The organism is Methyloglobulus sp. (genome assembly GCF_964779595.1).
Genome location: NZ_CBAROL010000002.1, coordinates 149,280 through 165,262 on the forward strand (window position 1 = coordinate 149,280; position 15,983 = coordinate 165,262).

A 15,983-nucleotide genomic window follows, 5' to 3' on the forward strand; every position below is an offset into this window, starting at 1 on the left:
ACCTTTATAATGGCGCAATTATACAGGACAGTAAGAGCATAAACCCACACAATGGCACCTCATGAATAACACGCATTCTGCGCGTCTAGCCCAACTCATAGCAACCAACCAACAACATCTCATTAGCGGGGGGCTGAAAGGGATAGAAAAAGAAAGCCTACGTATTTCCAAAGACGGCACTATCAGCAAAACACCACATCCCAAGGCACTGGGTTCGGCTTTGACGCACCCTTATATCACCACGGATTATTCCGAAGCCTTGATTGAGTTGATAACCCCGCCCTTTGCCGACATCAAAGAAACACTGGGCTATTTGCAATCAACCCACCAGTTTGTTTACCAGCATCTGGACAACGAAATCTTGCTGTGTACCAGTATGCCCTGCGGGATCAAAGGCGATGAAAGCATACCGATTGCAGAATATGGCACATCCAATATCGGCAGGATGAAGCATGTTTACCGTCATGGCTTATGGCATCGTTATGGTCGGACTATGCAAGCAATTGCGGGAATCCATTTTAATTTTTCCGTACCAGAAGTGCTTTGGCCTGTGCTGCACAGCCAAGAAAACAGTGTGATGAGCCTTGAGGAATTCACCTCAGATAGTTATTTTGGCTTGGTCAGGAATTTTCAGCGGATGGGCTGGATAATCTTGTACCTGTTTGGCGCATCACCTGCAATCTGCAAAAGTTTCTTCAACAGCCGTCCCCAGTTGATGGCGCAATTTGAAGAATTCGACCAAGGCACTTTGTACCATCCTTATGCGACTTCCTTGCGGATGAGCGACATCGGTTACAAAAGCAAAAACCAGGCGAATCTCAGGATCAATTACAATTCATTGCCGGAATATGTGGATAGCTTAAGCCACGCTATCGCCACGTCGTATCCTGATTATGAAAAAATTGGCGTTGTGGTTGATGGCGAATACCGCCAGCTCAACGCCAATGTACTACAAATCGAAAACGAGTTCTACAGCATCATCCGGCCCAAGCAGATTGCCCAATCCTGCGAAAAGCCCACTGTGGCACTCAAACGGCGCGGCGTACGCTATGTGGAAATGCGTTCACTGGATCTGGATTTGTTCAATCCCATCGGTATTGACGAAGATAAAGCCCGCTTTATTGAAGCTTTGTTACTGACCTGTTTGCTGCAAAATAGTCCGCCGATGTCAGAAACGGATTTCCAAACTAATAATCGCAATCAATTACAGGTTGCTAATTTTGGAAGAAAGTCTAACCTTGAACTTGAGCGTAACGACAAAAAGATTGCCTTAAAAGATTGGGCGGATGAGATACTGACTTCAATGGAAGCAGTTTGTAATATTTTGGATCAGGATGATGCAAGCAAACCTTACAACAAGGCCTTATTGGCGCAACAGCAAGTCGTGCAAAACCCTGATTTGACCGCATCAGCGCGGATGTTGGCGATTATGACGGAAACCAAACAGCCGTTCAGCCGTTTTGCACTGAATAAGTCGATGGAACATGCGGCTTGTTTCAATGGTCACAAGCCCGATGAAGCGTTTACGATGCAGTTCAATGATTTGGCACAGCAATCCCTAACCAAACAGGCAGAATTGGAAGCCAATCCACAGCTGCCTTTTGACGAATTCCTACATAATTACTTTACCCAAAAGTGCGAAAATGACGGTTAATATCGAGCAATTACAAGCTGAATTGGCAAGCAAAAATCCTAGGTTTATCCTGAAAAAAGCCTTGTCCTTATTCGACAACATCGCCATTTCCTTTAGCGGTGCGGAAGATGTCGCTTTGATCGACATGGCTGTCAGTATACGCAAGGATATTCAGGTTTTCACCCTAGATACAGGGCGTTTGCACCCTGAAACTTACCGTTTCATCGAAAAAGTCAGGAAGCATTATCAAATACAAATTGATATTTTGACCCCAGACCGAAACGTGTTGGATGAGTTCGTCAAGCATAAGGGCCTGTTCAGTTTTTACGAAGACGGCCATGAAGAATGCTGCAAAATTCGTAAAGTAGAACCACTCAGAAGAAGACTTGCAACCGTGGATGCTTGGATTACTGGACAACGACGCGATCAAAGCGTCGATACCCGCCAAGACATACCCGAAGTGCAGGTAGATAGCGTGTTCTCGACTGCAAAAAACCAGTTGGTCAAATTCAATCCTTTGCTCAATTGGAAATCAGCCCAAGTTTGGGATTACATCGAAGCCAATCAAGTGCCGTTTAACGAACTTCATAACAAAGGTTTTATCAGCATAGGCTGCGAACCCTGCACCCGCGCCATCTTACCTAATGAACACGAGCGGGCAGGACGCTGGTGGTGGGAAGAAAGCACGAAGAAAGAATGTGGCTTGCATGTTAGTGATAATAAACCAACCAATTAATTATGCAACAGATAGCTTGTGGTTGTTTGCGAACCCCAATAAAATTTGCCAAAATACCTTGCACTCTTACCTCAGCAACTGCTTTGAACTGACAGTTCTCACACCCAAACAGGACATTCTATGACTCCTCTTATCCAAGAGTTGGCAAAAACTGAATTATTACAGAATGTCCCTGATGAGCTGTTAAGACAAGTGATGGCACATGCTAGTCCTATCGAACTCAATCCTGGCGAATTACTGCTCTCTCCTAATCTGGACAATCATCACATCTACTTATTGCTTTCAGGAACGCTCACGGTGCATTTTAACTCACCAGACGCACCGGTCATTAGGGAGTTATGCCAAGGCTATTCGGTTGGTGAAATGTCTATCATTGACGATACCACTCCATCTGCGTATGTGAAGGCTAAAGAGCATTGTCGAGTATTTCCGGTTCACCGCGATTTTCTGCTTGATCTTATCCAGAACACACATCCCATAGCATTCAACTTGCTGCGGATACTCACAAAGCGGATGAAAGTTAATACACAAAAAATCATCAATGACCAACTCCAAATATTAGAATTAACTAATCAAGCGAACATCGATGGACTTACTGGACTTTACAACCGCCGCTGGCTGGATAATGCACTGCCACGCATTCTCACTCAAATGGACAAAATTGCACAACCCTTGTGCATTTTAATCATTGATGTCGATCATTTCAAAAAATACAATGATCTACACGGCCATCAAGGTGGGGATATTGCATTGATTTCTATGGGTAATGTGTTGCGGACAAATATTAGACCTTATGATTTCGCCTCGCGTATCGGCGGTGAAGAATTTATGGTTTTATTGCCCAATACCAATCTAGCCGACGGCTTCACTCTGGCGGAAAGGATACGCCAGGAAACAGAAAATCAACTGATAGCAAATCCTGATGGCATTCTCTTGTCTGGCATTGCTGTGTCTATTGGGCTTGCCGTAAGCGATGAAAACGCTACCGGTAACTCATTGTTTGCCGCCGCCGATAAGCAACTGTATTTAGCCAAACAAAGTGGGCGAAACTGCGTGAAATATTAATGTTTTGTGATTTTCTACCACACTACAGCTAACACAAAACGTTGATGATGCCACAAGTTTTCCAAGTACCCCGCGCCAGCAGGCACGCTGGGGCGAGGCTATATGAAGTTAAGCTCAATGTGTGATTCGGTAAACTCACCTCTTTGAGGTCTGGATACCGGCAATCCCCTACCGGTATCAGAGTTTCTACTGTTGATTAAATTCAGATTATGCTATCAGTTAAAGCTAAAACCCCTACGGGATTATGGCTGCATGAGCTTGGTTTACTTGAATACGCCGTTTAGTCAACCCATTTTTAGGATCAAATACAGGGACACCAGTATTGCCCAACGCGCCTAATATCTCATCAACCGTAGCGGTGGGTTTATGTGATTTGAGTGCCGCCCAGGCACCGCTGACTAAGGACGCAGACAACGAAGTACCAGAAGATACCACCTCATTTCCTGCGGAGACAACTCCAGGCATAGGCAGTCCAATCTTATCCCCAGGTGCAAGCAATGATAGCGTACTCGCGCTGTTGGAATAAGATAACACCGCGTCAGCCGTATTAGTCGCACCAACGCTAATAACGCCTGGTATACAAGCTGGTGAGCTTAATCGATTTGCGGCACCTTCATTGCCACTGGCGGCTATGGTCGCAATATTTGAGCGACGGAGCTTGGCAACAGTTCGGCGAATTGGGCTTCTAAGGCATCCACGCTTGTTGGACCTCCCACCGACACTGACGCTAATGGATGCAATATTGAATGCGCGTCGTTGTTTGTAAACAAATTCTAAACCTCGCAATAAATCGCTATCAAAAAACACACTGCACGGTTTGGCAGAACCGCAAATTCTTCTATTTTTTAACAGGGAATCCACCTTCACAGAAATTATTGAAGCTTGCGGTGCAACACCAGAACCTGCCAGATTTGGTGCTGAACTTTTGCCAGCCGCAAGCCCTGCCAATAAGGTTCCGTGAGAGCAATCAAAATTTTGGAATCCACACGTTACCGAAGCGGAACCAACTTTAAGATCTTTCTTGCGATTTTTACGGCAGGAAGATTTGACTTTCTGTTTTTTGTTAGCAGTTTAGAAGCACGCCTCCTTAACGACCTTGTTCAATAGCAACGGATGATTCTTATCAACACCATTATCAAGGATGGCGATGGTTTGTCCTGCGCCCGTGTACCCTAAACCCCAACCCGCATCAGCACCTATTTTGGCTATGCTAATCTCGTGAGAAAGCGGAAAATTCATTTTATCTTCAATGATTTCAGCGACCTGGGGAGACGCACGCAAGCGCTTCAATTCATCTGCATCAGCCGACAAGCCGAGAAACGGGAGGTGCGTAAAGCGTTTAATGGAATTAGCCCGACGTATCGGCACTTCTGCCATTAACGCGTCTTGTTGGCTTTCTATTTGAGTTTGTTCACCTTCTTGCTGTGCGAGGCTTTGCGGCAATCCAAAAGCATCAGATTGCTCTTTTAGGACGACCATGACCTGAACGCTGCCTTCATCTATCGCTTTGGTGGACAGTCGGTTAAATTCAGCCTGGGGATCTGAATCAGAAATTTCAGTTTCAATAGCTGTAACATCCTGATCTGTAGGTGCTGCCTTAAGATCAGGGTGGCAGAAGAGCAAGAGCGTAATAAGCAGGGTAAGGCAAGGATGGAGTTTCATAGTGAGTTCACTCTAATTTGTGTTCAAAAAAGGCAGCATTTAATTTAAAAAGAATTTTAGTTAAAATACACTAACGCTTAAAAGTATTTTCGTATTAATCAAAAGCACTTACATCTCTGATTAGCAATTTAAGCTCTCATTAACTAACTGCTGAATTTTTTACAGGTATCTGCTCTCGCAAACACCCTTAAGACGACCAGCAGAATACGTTACGGTGCTTAAAATAGCATTAATATTTAGATTTTAATGTGACATTGTTCCCAATAAAACACTAAAAATGCGTTGCTCTTTGATTAAATTAAGATCATTTTATTGTTTTAAACGAAAATATTAATGCAAGTAAGTCCACTATTTTTCGGAAATTTGAAGAATTTTAATTTAATTTTTTATAATACCCAAAGCCGTGGCGATATGTGCTAATTCTGCTACGGTTGCCGCATGGAATTTGCTTTTGATTTGAGTACCGTAGTTAGCTACGGTTTTATAACCTAAACACAACTCGCCGGCAATTTTATGTGTGGTTAAGCCTTTGGCAAGTAAGCAGAATATGTCGAATTCTTTGGGTGTTAGGGTATTGATGAGATTTTTGTAATCAAGCTCGTTACCGTGAATTCTGGGCGTTTTTTCCAAACCTGGTTCAATGTAAATATCCCCAGCCGCTATTTTCTGAATGGCATCCACCAGAATTTCGGGTGCGCTATTCTTGGTAATATAACCTTTTGCACCTGCTTCGATGGCGCGGCTGACGTACACGCTTTCGTCGTGTACGCTAAAAACCAATATTTTTGCCAGTGAATCCCGATTGCAAATACGTCGAATACATTCCAAACCACCGATTCCTGGCATGGATAAGTCCAGCACGACCACATCAGGTTGCTTTTCCAGATAAAGCTGACAGGCAGTTTCGCCACGTTCTGCCTCGGCGACAATTTCAATGCTGTTTGCAGATGCGAGTAACATGCGAAAACCTGCGCGTACAACGGCATGATCGTCAACCAAAAGGACGTTAATTTTCTTCATATCTGAAAAACATTCATCCTAATCTTCTAAAGGGTACAGATAGTTAAGTGGAATATTGGCCGTAATTTTCATGCCTTGTTGATGACCAGTCTGAATATTGAGTTCTCCATCCAGGCTTTTAATCCGCTCCCGAATGGCGAGCAGTCCAAAACCTTTTTTGGTTTCGCTTAATAGACAGCCCTGACCATTATCAACGATTTCTACTTGCAGCATTTTCTCAGGATTTATTTCCAAATGAATAGTGGCTTCAGTGCCTTTGGCATGACGGACGATGTTAGTCAAACATTCTTGTACGATCCTGAACACCTGAATAGCTATTTTTTGTTCAATTTTATCGATCATATCGGGACAATCTAGCGTAATCGACAGTTCTGGATACCGCTGCACCCAGTGGTTAAGCAAATCTTCAAGGCTGGCTTTCAGACCCAATTCAGTCAACACCAAGGGATGCAAATTCCGCATCATCGAACGCACCACGGTAATCAAATGATCGCAAACGGAAATAATGGTATCGGCAATTTGTGCGGAATTGGCTTGATTGTTTTTGGTCGTGGTTGCCATGACTTTGATGGCGGTCAGCGATTGCCCCAGTTCATCATGCAGTTCTTTAGCCAGATGTTGCCGCTCGTCTTCCTGTATTTGCAGACTATGGCGAGATAATGCGCTATTTTCCTTATGGGCTGCATCCAGAACATCGGCGGTATGATTGATGGCTTTGGCAATACTGTCATATTCCTGGGTGGAAAAAGTCGGTAATTTTTGCTGGTAGTTACCGTATTCTATCGCTTTTAAACCCTCGATGATGATTCTTATTGTTTTTAATGTCTTGCTAAACAATAAGTTGACGGTGATGAATGTAATAGCTGTCATGATGACCAGCGTAACAAAAAACGCACGGCTTTCTTTCCATGCTTCACTGATTTCATCAATTGGGTTGGCCTGAATAATAAGGCTGATCGATTTGCCATCAGCGTTAGTCAGTTGTTGTTCGATTTTAGGCGATTGCGCCGAGATCAACTGCACAAACCATTGCGGTGGAATATTTTCATTCACAGGCTTTGCCTTAGCCGCAAAGTTAATGATGTTACCCGTTGACTGTTGCAATTTTATGGTCAAATGTCGGGTTTGCTCCAGTGAAACAAAGCGCGGTAACCAAGCGTCCACATCAACTGTACTGCGCTGCGACTCGTTTTGAAAATTGAGCTGGATGAGTTGTGCCGCAAGATTAAGCGACGAATCCAGTTCGGTTTTTACCGATAGCCGCGCTTGCCAAATAGCAATCATTCCACCCAATAGCAGGATGACGATGCTGGTCAGCACAATCCTGATATTGATCTGATAGCGCAAACTCACGGTCTTTCTTGCACAAATCAAGACTCGTCAGCGGGTTGTTCTTGAAATTTTTTGTAATTAATGGAAATTTTCAATCCGGCAAAACGACCTGCCATCCTGACGAGTTCCTGGGTTTTTTTGTCGAAGCTTAGTTTAACTTCGCTTATCGCACGGTCTTCATAGCCTTCATCAATGGTTTTGGTGTCCAATAAAAACCGATAAATGTAGATTTCATTATCTTTATCTTTTTTTATTTCAAAGGGTTGGCCAAGTTTTGCGATTACAACGGGTTTTTTGGGCAAATCGGCTGCAATTTTTTCGATGGCATCAGTATTACCGCGTAACTGCATTTTGTCTTTGTTGATTTCCCCGCCACCAATTGAACGTAACGATGCCTCCAAAAACTTTGGCGGTGCGATCTCTAAAAATAGCGATGAAAACGACCAAGCTTCCAATTTATCGTGCTTGTTAAACTTCAAATCAGAATGAAATTCGACCGCAGGCGATACCCGCTTTTTATAGCCATCAATCTTGTGAAACCAGTAACGCCAATGTTTTCCGTCTGGTGTCGACGTTTCTTCTGTCGGCCTAAGCCTGGCTAAGGAAACAAAATCTTCACTTAACATAATCGGTTCCTTGAACTTTAAGGTAAAGTCCTCAGCCGCGACCACGGAAAAATATTTATCAAATTCACCCATCTGTTGATAGGTTTTATAAGCTCGCCACCAGTAAGCGCAACCGGTTAAGGTAAGTACCACCATAATAAGACAAATAATTCGAATGGTTTTTGTTTTCATAGACTTATTTGATAAATGATTAATAGGAAAGCCTTAATTTCGGTTAATCCCGATTAGTGCTTTGTGTGCGAATTTACAGGAATATTTTTGTACCCGAACAACAGTTGTTCTACGTCAATTCTATCGAATTGGTAGTGTTTGTTACAAAATTCGCAGTTTACTTCAATTTGACCGCGTTCATGCAATACACCTTCCAACTCGTCCTTGCCCATCATCCGCAGTGCATTCTCTATCTTTGGGCGGGAGCAAGAGCAATCGAATTCAACGAGTTCAGCATCAAACAAACGGACTTTTTCTTCATTAAACAGGCGGTACAATAAGGCTTCGCAGTCCAATTCCAGCAGTTCTTGCTCGGTAACTGTGCCTGCTAATATCTCAATTCGCTCCCAGTCGGCTTTATCGTTACTTTGGGCGGGGAGTTCTTGCAAGAGCAAACCAGCCGCGTGGATTTCGTTAGCAAATAACCACAAACGCGTGTTGAGTTGTTCAGATTGGGCAAAGTAGGTTTCCAGAGCGGCTGCCAAATTCTCGCCCTGTAAAGGAACAATGCCTTGATAAGGATGGGGGTTTTCGGTATCTACCGTCAGCACTAGACGACCATCCCCAAACATTTCCTGCAATGAGCCAGGAGTTACATCAGCACTACTTCTAATCAATCCTCTGATTTTACGGTCATGTGTTGCTTGTGCCACCAAGGTTTTAAGTGGACCATCTCCTTGGGCTTGTAAAATTATGGAACCATTGAATTTAATGGTCGCTGATAGCAAAACGACAGCCGATAAGGCTTGCCCAAGTTGTAGCTGTACAGCATCAGGGCATTGTTGCTGCTGTTTTGCAGTTTGCCAACTGCTAGATAAGCTAACCCATAGCCCACGAACACCCAGCTCTTCAAATAAAAAACGACGTAATACATCTTGTTGTAACATGCGAATCCCGATGACGGTTATTGCGCTTTATTATAAGCCAGAATTATAGTAGGCTTCGGGTGAACATAAGCTGAATGATGATAAGCATGATTTTTTCAAGTAAGAAACTGGTACTTCCTGATCCTAAAGACGCATTGCCTGGGCGAGATTCGCCTATGGCTATCATCAATAAGCATTTCGTCTTGGGTAATCCCATTGCGCCGCCATTTCCAGACACTATGGAACTTGCCCTATTTGGCTTAGGTTGTTTTTGGGGGGCGGAACGAAAGTTTTGGCAACATCCCAAGGTGTTTAGCACAGCCGTTGGTTACAGTGGCGGTTATACGCCCAACCCCACTTACGAGGAACTGTGTACTGGCTTGACTGGGCATAATGAGGTGGTCAGAGTGATTTACGACCAGACTTTAACAACTTATCAGGAATTATTGGCGTTATTTTGGCAGTCGCACAATCCTACTCAAGGTATGGCGCAGGGCAACGATAAAGGCACTCAGTACCGTTCTGGGATTTATACTTACAGCCAAGAACAGTGGGATGAAGCCACAAAATCAAAAGATCATTACCAACGTTGCCTTTCCCAATCCGGTTTTGGACAGATAAGTACCGAAATATTGCCTGCTGAGACGTTTTATTATGCTGAGGATTACCACCAACAATATCTTGCCAAAGAACCCCAAGGTTACTGTGGTATTGGTGGATTAGGTGTGGCTTTTGATTGAGCAAAAAAAAGGCGGTTAACAAAACCGCCTTATATAGATTAGGAAGAATATAACGCAACTTTCAGCTATTGCGGTTCGCTAAAGAACCTTTAAAAGTTGGTAACATAGTAGCAGTGGTCAGTGCAATATGGAATGCGGCAAATTGTCGCACCCCCAGAGTGACTGTTAGTTCGCACAAATGCACTATAATGATATGATTTATATAGATAATATATATTTTTTAGCACTAAAATAGTCCACTAAAACAAAACCGATGAGATTTTTCTGTGGCTTTTAGAAGCCAAAAAACCGCATTAATCGTAAAAAACGAGGTTTTGATGCGTTTAAACTAGCTCGAAAAGCTGTCCCAACGCCGATGGATCGCCCTTCATAGCTATCACTTAGTAGCTATTATCTGCCTTATTACCCTCATTTTACTTATTACCACCGTTAATTAACATGCTGTCATACGTATTACCAAAATCTGAAATTTCTGCTCTCCAAAACCTAAAATGGTTGTTCATCCTTAGAAATATGATGATCTTGGGTGAAGGTTTTTTGATCGTGATGTTTGTTTACGGGCTAAATATCGAAATACCTGAGCAGCAGCTATGGCTGGTTGTCGTCGCCATTATCGCGTTTAACGCGTATACCTCGATGCGCTTGCAGACCGACGATCCAGTTACCGAGCTGGAGATATTTTCGCAGATTTGTATTGATGTCATTTCTATTGCGGCCTTGCTATACCTTACCGGAGGTGCATCTAACCCGATTACCTGGGTTTTTTTGCTACCCTTGATTATCACGGCAATCATGCTGCCCCAATCGTATGCCTGGTATATGGTGATTTTAACCACGTCCATGTATTCCATACTCATTGCCTTTAACGTGCCATTACCTTCCATAGAGCCACACATGCCGGATTCGGGCATGATGCACCACAGCATGACTATGACAAACGATAAGTTGTTGCAGAAAGCGCATGAGTTAAGCGACAACCATTATTATAATCTGCACATGTTTGGCATGTGGTTTGGCTTTGTATTTAGTGCAGGATTAGTGGCATTTTTTGTAACGGAATTAGCAAAAACCCTAAAAAATCAAGAGCGTAGCCTTGCTGTAGCCCGTGAAAATGCGCTTAGAGACGAACGGGTCGTGGCTTTAGGAACCCTCGCTGCCAGTGCCGCGCATGATATGGGAACACCACTAGGAACTATGGCTATTGTGGTACACGATCTGATCCAGGATTATCCGGTTCGGCATTTTCCAGAATTCAATGAAAAAATGGAGATTATGAAAAACCAGATTAACCGCTGCAAGGACGCTTTGTCGCTGATGTCGGCATCCGCCGGCGAGATGCGTGCTGAATCAGGGAAAGTCATGTTGCTAAGTAACTACCTGGACGACGTGCTATACCAATGGCGCACTCACAAACCGATAGCAAAATTACAATTTTTTATTGATCCTACTGTTGAGGCTTATGCCAACATTATTGCCGAACGCACATTAACTCATGCGCTCATTAATATTTTAAATAACGCTGTTGAGGCTACTGATCCTGAGCGAGGCATCGAATTTCATGCGTTTTGGAGTATGGCAGAATTAACGCTTAAAATTAGGGATTATGGCCCTGGCTTTCCTGCTGAAATAGTTGATTTAATAGGTAAACAACCGGTAAGCAGCAAAAATAAAGGCCTAGGGGTGGGCTTGTTTCTGACTTATTCCACCATCCATCGCTTGGGCGGAAAAATTGAACTCAGCAATATGGAAACAGGCGGCGCGAACGTGGAAATAAACCTGCCATTGTTGATTAACAAGGAGAATGAAGATGAGTACTGAATTATCAGATCAACCGATATTGTTACTGGTAGATGATGATAAGGTCTTCTGTAAGGTATTGAAAGCGGCATTGGAAAGACGGGATTTCGAGGTGTTGGTTGCTCACAATCTCGAAAAAGGCATGGCATTAGCTGAGCAATATTTGCCTGAATATGCGGTGATTGATTTACGGATTGGTCATGAATCAGGGCTTGAATTGGTTAAAAAGTTGATTACTTTGGATGCGAACACGGCTTGCGTAATGTTGACTGGCTTTGCCAGTATTGCTACGGCGGTCGAAGCCATCAAACTGGGGGCAATCCATTACCTGACCAAACCCACTAATGCCGACGAAATCGTTAATGCCCTCAACAAAAATGAAGGTGATGCTGGGGTTTCAATTAACAAGAATCCGCCGTCAGCAAAACGGATGGAGTGGGAACATCTGCAAAAAATACTGATGCACTATGACGGCAATATTTCCGCAGCAGCCAGGGCATTAAATATGCACCGACGCACATTGCAAAGAAAACTGGAAAAAAGACCTGTTAGAGAGTAGCCTACAAAATCACTGCACTCCCTCTCCCAGATGGAGAGGGAATTATTTACACCTTAATGCCTAAACTATAGATAATTCAACCCGTTACGAGCTGGCTTTTAATCTGTCTTTTCCATCCCAGAACGGCGATTTTTTTACCTGATTAGCAATTTCTGATAAGGCTTGATGGAAGATGTCGCCAAAACGACCTGTTTTTTTACTTATAAAATCAATAGTATCTGGGTAAATGGAATTGGCGGCGGAGGAAGCTTGCTTATTTGCCTGGGCAATAGGCTCAATGACTTGTGTCTGTAGTAGACTTATAAATTTGTCTGGCAAACTTTGCGCCGTGGTGACAATCTCATCAAACAACACCTTACCTGGATAAATAGCCTTATTCTCGACTAAATTACGCGTTGTTTTTACCTGGCTACCGATGGATTCCAAGGTTTGGTTATACAGGGCCTTGGCTGGTGCAATAACAGATTTTTCAACATACGATTTTGCTTGTTCAGGACATTGCACTACCTTGTCACGGGCGAACAGAATGCGACCATCAATAAACGCCTTTTTTTCGATGATTACTGCTTTAGCTTCATCAACCAATTCCTGAGCTGATTTGATATGTTGCTGAATTTGACTGACCGTTGGATTAATAACCTTCTCATCCATACCCGTTTTTAGTTGAACTCGACATTGCTCGATTTTATTGACTGCTTTCTCCAGCAGGGACTGCTGGGCGTAACCGAGTTTCAACTCCATCTCTTGAATCTGCGTATCACGTTGGGAGATGTGAAGTTTTAATTCACTAATCGTTTGTTTATTCGTTTTAATTTGTACAGTTAACTTAGCGACTTGATCTTCAAGCCTATTTAACTTAGCTGACAGATCGCTTATACCGGTACTATTGTTTGAAACCACAGCAAGCCCCCACGTAATTATTTATAGTTATTATGTTGCTTAAAACCCTGTCATTCATAACAAGCTGGATTGCCAAAGTCAAGAAAAAATTAAATTCTTCAATTCCGTGCGTGTTACATGTTGGTATCTATATTTTCGGTGATTCGTCAATGCTATCTAAACATTGAGGATTTTAGTATGGTTTTGATTCACCATACTATCCTTAAGCATCCAACAATCGCTGGTGAATTATTAGAGATTCGCTTATGAACCCGGCCAAATAATCACCGCCGTCCGTAAGCGGTTTTTACCGAAGGATGACATCCGGTCGAAATCTTCCCGTGCGATGGGGATAAACTGGCAATCGAGTTCGCTTTGGCGGCGTTCGTCGGGGTCGGAGTCGTGCATGTACAGGCAATCGTCGTCAAAACCGCTCATCACTACCCAATGTGGCGCTTTCTTCCTGTCCATCAGGAAGGTGCTAATCAATATCAGTGGGATAGCCCCGGCCTTGAATGCGCTGATGAGTTCATTTTGGGTGATGTTGGCGGTGTGTATCTGGATGCCTTGCTCGGTTGCTTGGCGTTTGAAGCCGTTATCCACCAGATCGACTATCTGTTTTTTGTCCTCATTGCGTACGCCGTCTATGAATAAGGTGCCGGTTTGGTTGATCCAGACTTCCACGCCGAAGTTGCGCCGTTTTGCCGCCAGAGCCAAACCTATCGGATGGCAGCCGCCATGCCCTGAAGTCATGAAGATGGTCGTGGCTTCCCGCCAGATATTGATTTCTTCTTCCTGTGAAGGTTGGTAAGCGCGGTTCAGCCCGTGCATTGCCATCATCAGCGCAGCAGGGCCACAAGTGAAGTGAGTGGTTTGTTTGAGCCAGTGTACGGAGCGGTGCTGTAAGGTGTCGCTATAGTGGCGGATACGTTTCTGGTAGCGTAGCGCATCTTTGTGGTCTTGGTAATAATCCCGGTAGATGCCGAATTTTTGATAACCTAACGATTCGTAAAGCCTGATTGCCGGGGTGTTATCGACGCTGACTTCCAACCGTAGATACAGCCTACCATCATCATGTGCAGCTTGCTCACCTGCGAGAATAAGCTGCTTGGCTATACCGGCACCCCGATGTTGATGGGCTACGGCAAGCGAATAAATACGCGCCAGTCTTGTACCGGGATGGTAAATGATAAGGATATAAGCGATAACCGCGTCGGCGATTTCTGCCACCAATAAAGCTCGGTGCTCTGCCGTTATCCAGTGCCGGAAACTGCGTCGGCTTAATTTATCAGTGTCAAAGCTGGTATTTTCCAGTTCAACCAATTCATCAAGATCGCCTGGTTGGGCAGGGCGAATTAGGGTGTTTTCCTTGTCCATCAGACCACTCATCAAGCGGACAATCCTTGTAAGGCTTGCGAAATCACTTGTCTGGCGCGGAACAAGACCATTGCTTTCCAGGCTTCATCATTAGGGCAAAAATGCTGGCGCATGAATTTGCTATGTTCCAATCGGGCAGAAATATTGTCCGGTTGCGCCCAAAGTTGATGGTCTTTTAACAGCACTTCAAATAGCTGGTCGGTTGCGAAAGTACCAAATTCCAGCGTGACATGGCAACTCCGCCCGTTCATGATGTCGTGCCAGACATAATCCATTAACCCGGTTTTAGGGACGGAACTGGATGTGCCTAATGCGGGTAAAGTCACCGAGTCGCCATACCAATCGTGGGCAACTTGTACGCCGGAACTGGCTGGATGATGGTCGCAGATGATTTCCCCATAACCGTAAGGCCCAAGGCCGCTGTGCAAGTCTATTACTGCCAGATCGCGTTCGTGTAGGTTGTATTGCCGTATAAGGTCTTCGGTCACTAATCGACCATGTGCGGGTTTCGTGCCGCCATAGAAAGGCTCTGTTGAGTCAGTGTACTGTCCTCCGCTGATCGCCATTTCGAGTGCACTTCTGCCCTGTTGCCTTTCGTATTCGGCAAAAGCCGTTTTTCTCTGATCCTGGTCGGCTGAAAACAGGGCATTCATCAGGAATTCGTAACCTGGGTTTTCGGGCAAGGGTTTAGAGAAATCCACCGCATTGCGGTTCAGGTCTACACCGTCTTCATCGCACCGGCGCAGCCAAGCATAACCCCAGGGAGTCAAGGCATGGACGGCCAAGACGGCGGTATCTTCCGGTATTGCAAGCTGCCCGCTGGTAATCAAGCCGATGTGGTCAAGCTCAACTGCGCTGCCGACAAAGCCTTCAACGCCGTGGACCCCGGCTAGTAACACTAAAACCTTGCCCGCATTTTCATTCCCTAACCACAGGGTATCGGTCACTAACGGCTCTCCGTCCGGTGCCTTACCGGGACAAGGATAAGTCTTATGTTGGATTTGGGCATAGACGGGCAGTTCTGCTAGACATAGCAAGCGTTCTCTCGCCGTCACGTAGCTGTCTGGGAAAACGTCGGTATTTATCGGTGTATAGGTTAAGTAGGATGACATTGGTTTAAACTGCGTTAAGACTCGTTGGTTATCCCAAGTATAAATAAACTATTGCAGAAACTCTTTGTAATAAAATAAGTCTAGTTACAAAATAAACGGGCAAGGAATCTTTACACGCCGTTCAGATTCAATTCAGGACAATGTGAATATCCTACCTTAACCAAAAAAGCAAATCACTAAGCGATTAATGTCAAACCCACATCGACGAATGACACAACTGCAGAGACCTTTGCACGACCTCAAGCCCCAAAATGGGTAAAATAAGCCTTTATTCAAGTTCGAGCAATAGCCTATGTCCTGGAAGAACCTAGCCCAAACCAGTTTAAGCGATGCCCTTGTCAAACACCACGAAGCCTTGGAGGAATTGGA

14 protein-coding genes and 1 pseudogene are annotated in these 15,983 nt (G+C 44.3%); 6 read left to right on the forward strand and 9 right to left on the reverse strand.

The genetic code is table 11. The annotated features are described in order from the left end of the window. The first annotated feature begins 61 nt into the window (after positions 1–61). The 3 genes from gshA to AC1YY3_RS01850 all read left to right on the forward strand — a co-directional run bounded on the left by gshA (position 62) and on the right by AC1YY3_RS01850 (position 3,434). Complete coding sequence (gshA, locus tag AC1YY3_RS01840) at positions 62–1,654, forward strand: glutamate--cysteine ligase (RefSeq protein ID WP_481823927.1); 1,593 nt, start codon at positions 62–64, stop codon at positions 1,652–1,654. Continuing rightward, a complete protein-coding gene (locus AC1YY3_RS01845) occupies positions 1,644–2,369 on the forward strand; it encodes a phosphoadenylyl-sulfate reductase (RefSeq protein ID WP_481823926.1) in 726 nt (241 codons plus the stop codon). The genes gshA and AC1YY3_RS01845 overlap by 11 nt, the downstream gene beginning before the upstream one ends. Before the next feature lie 120 nt (positions 2,370–2,489). Next, on the forward strand, positions 2,490–3,434 hold the full coding sequence (locus AC1YY3_RS01850) for a GGDEF domain-containing protein (protein WP_481823925.1): 945 nt from the start codon (positions 2,490–2,492) through the stop codon (positions 3,432–3,434). 234 nt (positions 3,435–3,668) lie between these two features. Here the strand turns inward: AC1YY3_RS01850 and AC1YY3_RS01855 are convergent. The 6 genes and pseudogenes from AC1YY3_RS01855 to hslO all read right to left on the reverse strand — a co-directional run. Next, positions 3,669–4,385, reverse strand: a pseudogene (locus AC1YY3_RS01855) (S8 family peptidase); the annotation flags it as partial. 120 nt (positions 4,386–4,505) lie between these two features. After that, positions 4,506–5,096, reverse strand: coding sequence for a hypothetical protein (locus tag AC1YY3_RS01860; protein ID WP_481823924.1), 591 nt, complete (start codon positions 5,094–5,096; stop codon positions 4,506–4,508). 378 nt (positions 5,097–5,474) lie between these two features. Continuing rightward, positions 5,475–6,116 (reverse strand): response regulator transcription factor, encoded by a 642-nt coding sequence (locus AC1YY3_RS01865; RefSeq protein WP_482194268.1) that lies wholly within the window; start codon positions 6,114–6,116, stop codon positions 5,475–5,477. Between the two features lie 18 nt (positions 6,117–6,134). Beyond that, positions 6,135–7,469 (reverse strand): histidine kinase, encoded by a 1,335-nt coding sequence (locus tag AC1YY3_RS01870; protein ID WP_482194269.1) that lies wholly within the window; start codon positions 7,467–7,469, stop codon positions 6,135–6,137. A gap of 17 nt (positions 7,470–7,486) precedes the next feature. Then, positions 7,487–8,245, reverse strand: coding sequence for a hypothetical protein (locus AC1YY3_RS01875; protein ID WP_482194270.1), 759 nt, complete (start codon positions 8,243–8,245; stop codon positions 7,487–7,489). 53 nt (positions 8,246–8,298) lie between these two features. Further along, the gene (hslO, locus tag AC1YY3_RS01880; RefSeq protein WP_482194271.1) at positions 8,299–9,171 is read right to left on the reverse strand and encodes an Hsp33 family molecular chaperone HslO; all 873 of its coding nucleotides are present in this window, start codon (positions 9,169–9,171) and stop codon (positions 8,299–8,301) included. 86 nt (positions 9,172–9,257) lie between these two features. Between hslO and msrA the strand changes: the two genes are divergently transcribed. From msrA to AC1YY3_RS01895, 3 genes are all read left to right on the forward strand, one after another. Continuing rightward, positions 9,258–9,890 carry a peptide-methionine (S)-S-oxide reductase MsrA gene (msrA, locus tag AC1YY3_RS01885; protein WP_482194272.1) on the forward strand — a complete coding sequence of 211 codons (633 nt, stop codon included), beginning with the start codon at positions 9,258–9,260 and terminating at the stop codon, positions 9,888–9,890. A gap of 438 nt (positions 9,891–10,328) precedes the next feature. Next, positions 10,329–11,708: an ATP-binding protein gene (locus tag AC1YY3_RS01890; protein WP_482194273.1), complete on the forward strand. Its 1,380-nt coding sequence runs from the start codon at positions 10,329–10,331 to the stop codon at positions 11,706–11,708. Further along, positions 11,692–12,246, forward strand: a complete 555-nt coding sequence (locus AC1YY3_RS01895) for a response regulator transcription factor (protein ID WP_482194274.1) — start codon at positions 11,692–11,694, stop codon at positions 12,244–12,246. Before AC1YY3_RS01890 ends, AC1YY3_RS01895 begins: the two co-directional genes overlap by 17 nt. 84 nt (positions 12,247–12,330) lie before the next feature. Here AC1YY3_RS01895 and AC1YY3_RS01900 read toward each other — a convergent pair whose 3' ends face one another. The 3 genes from AC1YY3_RS01900 to AC1YY3_RS01910 all read right to left on the reverse strand — a co-directional run bounded on the left by AC1YY3_RS01900 (position 12,331) and on the right by AC1YY3_RS01910 (position 15,614). Next, positions 12,331–12,987 (reverse strand): hypothetical protein, encoded by a 657-nt coding sequence (locus AC1YY3_RS01900; RefSeq protein WP_482194275.1) that lies wholly within the window; start codon positions 12,985–12,987, stop codon positions 12,331–12,333. A 402-nt stretch (positions 12,988–13,389) separates the two neighbouring features. Then, a complete protein-coding gene (locus AC1YY3_RS01905; RefSeq protein WP_482194276.1) occupies positions 13,390–14,514 on the reverse strand; it encodes a peptidase C39 family protein in 1,125 nt (374 codons plus the stop codon). Beyond that, positions 14,514–15,614, reverse strand: coding sequence for a DUF2817 domain-containing protein (locus AC1YY3_RS01910; protein ID WP_482194277.1), 1,101 nt, complete (start codon positions 15,612–15,614; stop codon positions 14,514–14,516). Before AC1YY3_RS01910 ends, AC1YY3_RS01905 begins: the two co-directional genes overlap by 1 nt. Positions 15,615–15,983: the final 369 nt, after the last annotated feature.

Excerpts from the sequence above, each read along its gene's own strand:
- gshA (WP_481823927.1), top strand. The coding sequence starts at position 62 with ATGAATAACACGCATTCTGCGCGTCTAGCCCAACTCATAGCAACCAAC.
- AC1YY3_RS01845 (WP_481823926.1), top strand. The coding sequence starts at position 1,644 with ATGACGGTTAATATCGAGCAATTACAAGCTGAATTGGCAAGCAAAAAT.
- AC1YY3_RS01850 (WP_481823925.1), top strand. The coding sequence starts at position 2,490 with ATGACTCCTCTTATCCAAGAGTTGGCAAAAACTGAATTATTACAGAAT.
- AC1YY3_RS01860 (WP_481823924.1), bottom strand. The coding sequence starts at position 5,096 with ATGAAACTCCATCCTTGCCTTACCCTGCTTATTACGCTCTTGCTCTTC.
- AC1YY3_RS01865 (WP_482194268.1), bottom strand. The coding sequence starts at position 6,116 with ATGAAGAAAATTAACGTCCTTTTGGTTGACGATCATGCCGTTGTACGC.
- AC1YY3_RS01875 (WP_482194270.1), bottom strand. The coding sequence starts at position 8,245 with ATGAAAACAAAAACCATTCGAATTATTTGTCTTATTATGGTGGTACTT.
- hslO (WP_482194271.1), bottom strand. The coding sequence starts at position 9,171 with ATGTTACAACAAGATGTATTACGTCGTTTTTTATTTGAAGAGCTGGGT.
- msrA (WP_482194272.1), top strand. The coding sequence starts at position 9,258 with ATGATTTTTTCAAGTAAGAAACTGGTACTTCCTGATCCTAAAGACGCA.
- AC1YY3_RS01890 (WP_482194273.1), top strand. The coding sequence starts at position 10,329 with ATGCTGTCATACGTATTACCAAAATCTGAAATTTCTGCTCTCCAAAAC.
- AC1YY3_RS01895 (WP_482194274.1), top strand. The coding sequence starts at position 11,692 with ATGAAGATGAGTACTGAATTATCAGATCAACCGATATTGTTACTGGTA.
- AC1YY3_RS01900 (WP_482194275.1), bottom strand. The coding sequence starts at position 12,987 with ATGGAGTTGAAACTCGGTTACGCCCAGCAGTCCCTGCTGGAGAAAGCA.
- AC1YY3_RS01905 (WP_482194276.1), bottom strand. The coding sequence starts at position 14,514 with ATGAGTGGTCTGATGGACAAGGAAAACACCCTAATTCGCCCTGCCCAA.
- AC1YY3_RS01910 (WP_482194277.1), bottom strand. The coding sequence starts at position 15,614 with ATGTCATCCTACTTAACCTATACACCGATAAATACCGACGTTTTCCCA.